Origin of the sequence: Streptomyces sp. SID5785 (assembly GCF_009870065.1) — a bacterium.
Lineage (GTDB): Bacteria > Actinomycetota > Actinomycetes > Streptomycetales > Streptomycetaceae > Streptomyces.
In genome coordinates this window covers 1-1680 of record NZ_WWIA01000448.1, presented here as the reverse complement: position 1 = coordinate 1680, position 1680 = coordinate 1, and the positions used below count along the sequence as shown (strand labels likewise).

General features: G+C 74.2%; 1 protein-coding gene and 1 pseudogene. One reads left to right on the top strand and one right to left on the bottom strand.

Annotation, left to right across the window (positions count from 1 at the left end; genetic code table 11):
• Positions 1–659: pseudogene (locus GTW43_RS14945) on the top strand (short-chain dehydrogenase); the annotation flags it as partial.
• Here the strand turns inward: GTW43_RS14945 and GTW43_RS14940 are convergent.
• Positions 638–1474: an SDR family oxidoreductase gene (locus GTW43_RS14940; RefSeq protein ID WP_161302381.1), complete on the bottom strand. Its 837-nt coding sequence runs from the start codon at positions 1472–1474 to the stop codon at positions 638–640. The pseudogene GTW43_RS14945 and the gene GTW43_RS14940 overlap by 22 nt on opposite strands.
• Positions 1475–1680 lie beyond the last annotated feature (206 nt).

Genomic DNA, 1680 nt, shown 5'->3' with positions numbered 1-1680 from the left:
CCGGAGCCGTCGACGGCATCGCCGCCCTGCCGCTGGGCAGCAGCAGCGGCGTCGACGCCCAGCAGGTCGCCGACCTCGCGCTCGTCGCGGGCAACGCGAGCGTGGAGCGCCACCTGGCGGGCACCGCCATCGACGCGGGCGGCCTCGTGCCGGACGTCGTCGACTCCAACACGTGGGTGCAGACCATCGAGCAGATCTCCCCGGTGGAACTGCTCGAGACCCAGCTGTGCAACTACACGGCGCCGTTCATCCTCATCAGCAAGCTCCGCCCCGCGATGGCCGAGGCCGCGAAGAAGGCCGCCAGCGGCCGGGCCTACGTGGTCAACGTGTCGGCGATGGAGGGCGTCTTCGGCCGCGGCTACAAGGGCGCGGGCCACCCGAACACCAACGCCGCCAAGGCCGCGATGAACATGGTCACGCGCACCAGCGCCCAGGAGATGTTCCAGGCCGACGGCATCCTGATGACCTCCGTCGACACCGGGTGGATCACCGACGAGCGCCCGCACTACGACAAGCTGCGGCTCGCCGAGGAGGGCTTCCACGCCCCGCTCGACCTGGTCGACGGCGCGGCCCGGGTCTACGACCCGGTCGTGCGCGGCGAGACCGGCGAGGACCTGTACGGCGTCTTCCTGAAGGACTACGAGCCCGGCAAGTGGTGACGCAGCTCCCGCTGCACCGCGCCCGGATCGCCGCCCGGTGAGGCGGCACGCACCCGCGTGCCGCCGTCCACCAGCAGATCGGCACCGGTGATCCACGACGCCTCGTCGGACACCAGCCAGCGCACCGCGCGCGCCACGTCGTCCGGCTCGCCGATCCGTCCGGTCGGCAGCCCGGCCGCGACACCCTCCTCGGCCCGCTCCCAGACGAACCGCGCCATCTCGGTGCGCACCAGGCCGGGGGAGACCGAGTTGACCCGCACCCCGGGCCCCAGCTCCCCGGCCAGCTGAGCGGTCAGATGCAGCAGCGCCGCCTTGCTGGTCCCGTACGCGCCGACGTGCGGGCCGACATGGCCGGCGCCCTCGGTGCACACGTTGACGACGGCGCCGCCGTGCTCGCTCATCCAGGCCCGCCAGGCACACTGCACCAGCCGCAGCGGCGCCTCCACGTTCACGGTGAACGCGGTGCGCCAGTCGTCCGGGTCGGCGTCCATGAGGGGGCCGTACGGCTGGTTCGTCGCCGCGTTGTTCACCACGACGTCGACGCGTCCGTACGCGGCCATGGTGCGTTCGGTGACCTCCCACAGATGGGCCGGGTCGGCCACGGAGCCCGCGACGCCGATCGCCTCGGCGCCCCCGGCCCGCAACCGCGCGACCGTGTCCCGCACCCCGGCCGGGTCCCGGGCCGTCACGCACAGCCGGGCCCCGGCCCGGGCGAGCTCCCCGGCGATCGCACGGCCGATGCCCCGCGAGGCACCGGTCACGAGCGCCGTCCGGCCGGCCAGGACCGGCGCCGCGGGCAGAGGGCCTGACGTCATGCGCGTACGGTCTCATGACCGCACCGGTGCTGACGACGCGTCAACCGTGCGGTGTTCGCGGACAGTCGGTGAGGCGCTCGTGCAGGTCCCGGCGGCGGCCGGACCTCACCGGACGCGAGCCGGGGCCCGCAGCTGCCCCGCGGCGACCCGCTCCAGCAGGTCCCGCCAGTCCTCCATGACCCCGGCGTCCAGGCCCACCACCTTGC